We start from the raw sequence: 4,964 nt of genomic DNA on the forward strand, positions 1-4,964 counted from the left end.
CCTTTTTCATGGCCAAAAAGTTCACTTTCAAGCAATGTTTCGCTTAAAGAAGAACAGACAACAGGAACAAAGGCATTTTTGCTTCTTGAAGAGAGATTATGAATTGCATTTGCAATTACTTCCTTGCCGGAACCTGTTTCGCCGGTTATAAGTACAGAAATACGTGCATCAGCAACTTTTTTAACAAGGTTCATTACCTTCTGCATGGCACTGCTTTTTCCGATTACGGCATCAGTCTTAGATTTTGAATCAAAACGTTTTAACAGTTCTTCATGCTGGATTGAAAGTTCCCGCCCCTGAAGTGCACGCTTTACAATTACTTCAAGCTGCTCAAGATTAAGAGGCTTTGTTAAAAAATCGTAAGCCCCATCCTGCATTGCCTTTACAGCAGCATCAATTGAACCGTGACCTGTAAGAACTATAACCGGAATTCCTGGCATCTTAGTTGTAACTTCACGAAGAACCTGCTCACCTGAAATTGATCCCGGCATGCGTAAATCAGTAATTACAAGGTCGATGTCGCCTTTTGAAAGCAGCTCAAGGCCTTCCTTACCGTTTGCAGCGATTTTGACATTGTAACCGTCCATTTCAAAATCAGCAGCAAGTCCTTCGCGAATATTTTTTTCATCATCAATTATAAGAATTGTAAATTTCATTAATTTTCTCCGCTGCAGTTTTCCCGGAATGTCAGAAGTTTCTTTTCCATTTGAGGAACAGGAAGCTCAATTTTAAAAGTTGTGCCCTCCCCTATGGCTGAATCTATGCTTACATCGCCGGAAAATTCCTTGATAATTTTATAGCTCATTGCCATTCCAAGGCCTGTCCCGTTTGACTTTGTTGTAAAATAAGGTTCAAATACGCGGGACGAAGTTATTTCATCCATGCCGCATCCATCATCTGAAAATGTAAGGATATAGCGGTCATTTTCGATTTTTGAATTAATTCTGATTTTTCCATGAACTCTGCTTCTTTTTTCAGAATCTTCATCAACACCGAATTTTTTCTCGATTGCAGAAATTGCATTCTGAGAAAGGTTCACAATTACTTCCCGGAAAAGTTTTGCATCAAGAAGAAGGCGCACATCACAGCCGCATAAATCTGACTCAAGTTCAATGTTTTTTTCGGTAAATTCCGGAGTAAAGAATGAAATGAATTCAGTTAAAATTTTATTTGGATTAACAAGCTCAAGGTTTGCTGATATTGGACGTACAGCCATGAGAAAATCTACAACAATTTTATTAAGACGCTCAATTTCCTGAGTAACAACATCAAGATAATCTTCCGCGTATTTTGGAGGAGGTAAAAGCCCGTCACCTTCACGTTTTTTTTTGATTGCTTTCTGCATGAGCTGAATATGGATTGAGATTGCTCCGAGCGGATTTTTTATTTCGTGGGCAACACTTGCAGCTACATTAGTAAGGCCGGCAAGAGTTTCCATACGGTGCAAAAGAACTTCCTGATTGCGTTTTTCGGTTACATCATCAATGCGTATGATTGAACCGATAAGATTTTTATCAAGATTTTGATTTTGAACAAGCGGAGTTAAATACACATCAATAAAACGGACAGCACCTCCACTTGTACTTACTGTATATTCTTCAGAAATATTAGTTTTATCGTTTTCGTGTGCATTCTGTAAGAATTTTGCAATTTCTTCGTCATCGATAAAATTCCAGACAGGAAGATTTTCTGATTTTGAATCTTCCGGATTAATTTTAAAAGGCAGATAGCGTTCTGCTGCTTTATTTATTTTTATAAGACAGAAATTTTCGTCAACAATAATAAGCCCTGAAGGCAAACTTTGAAAGATTGAATCAAACATTTCTGTCTGTTCATAGCACCCCTCTACAAGATTTTGAATCTGCAGCGGGGAAAGTTTGTCAATTTTCTGTGAAACACGACGGGAAAATTCTTTCATAGCTGCCCTTCCTTACTGAAAAAGTTTTTTAACAGCTGACAAATCGCGTGAAAGTTTTTCGATTGCAGCTGCAGGAGAAAGATTGTACACAGTGACGCAATTGTAACATTCACGGCAGAATTCTGTAATTTTTGCACATACTTCACTTCGCTGTACAGAAAAATCATTTCCACGGGCAGTTTCCATAATACCGGTAAGAAAGACCTTAAACATAAAACGAGGTTCAAAGCCATTACATTCTTTTACGATTGTATCTGCAAGCGGAATCTGACCGTTCATCAGAAAATTAAAATAAGAAGAAGCAGTCTGTTTAATTTGAGAAGGCTTTACAGGCAGAAAAAGCTGAAGATAATCATTAATTAAAAGATTTTTTTCATCTCCAGCAGCATGGAAAACACGGTTTACGACTTCCTGCTGCTGCACAACACTTCGTTCTGTAAAATTATATGTTCTTACACGGGAAAGAATAGTCGGCATAACAGCACCACGGTTTGAAGTTGTAAGAATAAAAACCATGTCCTCAGGAGGCTCTTCAAGAATTTTAAGAAGTGCATTACGGACACTTTCAAGCATACGCTCTGCATTTTCAATTATAAAGATTTTTTTACCGGAAACACTTTTCATGTGTGCCCAGACTGAAGCACGGCGAATCTGACTGATGGGCAGGGAATCGTACATAAATGAAGATTCGAGCTTTTCACAGTTTTTAACGATGTTATCGCAGATTTTTTCTAATTTTTCTGAATCAGGTAAAGATTTTTCTGGATTCAGTTTTTCCATGTCTTCGTCAATGGCAGCAACAATCGGAGCCAGTTTTGAAAGCTTGTCATCACCTTCCCAGAGAACCTGAGAAAAACGCATTGTAAGCTTTCTGACTGAACGGATAAAAAGGTAACGGACGGCCATTAAAAAGCTTGAATTATCAAAAGAAGCCTGTAAAAATGCCTTTTTTGCAGCTAAAATTTCTAAAGAACAGTCACGCGGGCCTGCAAGAAGAACATTTGTATTTGAAAGTTCTTTATTTTTTTTGCAGGAAGGACAGTCACAAAGCCAGTGTCCCCTCTGATTATACTGATTTACACCTGAACACGAAAGAATTCTGGCAATTTCTAATGCGCAGGTAAGTTTTCCGCTTGCAGCAGGACCTGAAAGCAAAATTGCTCCTGGAAGACGATTGTTTAAGATGTCTTCACACAGAAGAGAAGAAGAAGACTGATACAAAAGATTATCAAACATTATACAAGCATCCCCCGAATGTAATTAACCGGATACTCAAGAAATGGTGCTAAAATGCGGTAAATCGTGCTGTTTTCCGTAAGAGAAGATAAATCAAACCAGATTTGAGAGCGGATTAAAATTAAAATACAAAAGACAATTAAAAGCCCTTCGAGAGCACCAAATGCAAATCCTAATACACGGTCAAGACTTTTCATAATTTCACCAGAAAAAGCTTTTTCAAAGACAATCTGAATTATCTTAACAACAAGAAAAGCCGTTACAAAAATCAAAATAAATGCAAGTACAATATCTACCGCAGGAATTTTAATGATTTTTGAAATATGAGGTGCTAACATACCGCAAAAATAGAAACCGGCAAAAACACCGGCAATTATTGCAAGTCTGCTGAACAGTTCTTTTACAAAACCATGAACCGTAACCATAATTGCAAAGGTCAAAATAATAATCAAAAAGAAAATATCGATAAAGCTGAACGTCATTTTGCACACTCCCAGACAATTTCTGCAATTTTAAGTGACGGTTTTCTGCCCTCAGACAAGGCTTTTGAGGCTGAAGAAGCATTTGACCGGAAATCAGTGTCGTTCATTTGAGAAAGTGCAGTTTTCAAATTTTGTGAATCAGCTTTTTCTCCAAGAAGAACAATGGCAGCTCCCTTTTCTTCAAAGAATTTAGCATTATCAACCTGATCGCCTCTTGTTCCGCTTCCGCAAAGTGGAATCAAAACCATAGGCTTTCCGAGAACAGAACATTCCCAGATTGAATTTGCACCGGCCCTGCTTAAAACAATGTCTGCACAGGAAATAACATCGCACATTTCTTTATAAATAAAAGGATGTAAAAAATAGCCTGGTTTATTATCCGGCATACTGTCTGCATCTTTAGCTCCGCACTGGTGCACAACATTGAAGTGCTCTGTAAGCCAGTCAAGATTTTCTGAAACAAGCATATTTATCTGATGTGCACCTAAACTTCCTCCAAGAACAAGAAGAATCGGCTTAGATTCATCGTAATCCGCTCTGTTTTCGAACAGAAATTTTTTGCCATTAGAAGGATCAGGATTATAAAAAACAGGCCGGACAGGATTTCCGGTAACTTCAGCATTTTTAGATTTTTCTGAACCAAGATACTTTTTTGTTTCTTCATATGAAACCAGTATTTTTGAAGCAAAACGTGAATTAATTTTTGTTGCAAGCCCTGGAGTAAAGTCACATTCATGAGTAATGACAGGAATCTTTAAAAATCTGGCTGCCATACAGGGAGTAACGCTTACAAATCCGCCTTTTGAAAACAGAACATCAGGCTTTATGCTCAAAAGTACAAAAAATGATTTTACAAAGCCAGCAAAAATCTTAAAAAAATCGGTAAAATTTTTTAATGAAAAGTAACGGCGTAACTTCCCGCTTGGAATACCAATAAATTTATCGACAGAACCGGATTTTTCGACTAAATTTTTATCCATTCCGCAGGAATTTCCAAGCCAGACTATTTTTATTTTTTGATTATTTTTAACGGCAAGAGAACGAAGCTCATCACAGACAGCAAGCCCCGGGTAAATGTGCCCTCCTGTTCCGCCGCCTGCAAAAACAAAAGTGTGCCTTAATGATTCAATCTTTTTCATTGTACCATTATGACACACTTTTAAATTCTAAACAATCAGAGTAATTTTATGAAGGTTTATTACATTTTAAGGCGAAGACTGAATGCCCCGCTCCAGAGGTTGTCATCTCCACCGATATGGCGCAAATCAGCACATGCACTTGCAGTAAGCTGAATAAGCATAAAATTAAAGCCTACACCGCCGTAAATC

5 protein-coding genes are annotated in these 4,964 nt (G+C 37.7%); all 5 read right to left on the reverse strand.

All coding sequences use genetic code 11. The features are described from left to right. Window positions 1–656 (reverse strand): sigma-54-dependent transcriptional regulator (locus ACKI5B_RS11070; protein WP_407428725.1); only part of this gene is annotated, 656 nt, incomplete at its 3' end. Further along, a complete protein-coding gene (locus ACKI5B_RS11075; RefSeq protein WP_407428727.1) occupies window positions 656–1,918 on the reverse strand; it encodes a two-component system sensor histidine kinase NtrB in 1,263 nt (420 codons plus the stop codon). The genes ACKI5B_RS11070 and ACKI5B_RS11075, both read right to left, overlap by 1 nt. A 12-nt stretch (window positions 1,919–1,930) precedes the next feature. Continuing rightward, window positions 1,931–3,154 carry a DNA polymerase III gene (locus ACKI5B_RS11080; protein WP_407428729.1) on the reverse strand — a complete coding sequence of 408 codons (1,224 nt, stop codon included), beginning with the start codon at window positions 3,152–3,154 and terminating at the stop codon, window positions 1,931–1,933. Beyond that, entirely contained in the window at window positions 3,154–3,636 is a 483-nt protein-coding gene (locus ACKI5B_RS11085) for a CvpA family protein (protein ID WP_407428731.1), read from the reverse strand. The genes ACKI5B_RS11080 and ACKI5B_RS11085 overlap by 1 nt, the downstream gene beginning before the upstream one ends. Next, a complete protein-coding gene (murG, locus tag ACKI5B_RS11090) occupies window positions 3,633–4,775 on the reverse strand; it encodes an undecaprenyldiphospho-muramoylpentapeptide beta-N-acetylglucosaminyltransferase (protein ID WP_407428733.1) in 1,143 nt (380 codons plus the stop codon). Before murG ends, ACKI5B_RS11085 begins: the two co-directional genes overlap by 4 nt. Window positions 4,776–4,964: the final 189 nt, after the last annotated feature.

It is taken from the genome of Treponema sp., from assembly GCF_045657965.1.
Lineage (GTDB): Bacteria > Spirochaetota > Spirochaetia > Treponematales > Treponemataceae > Treponema_D.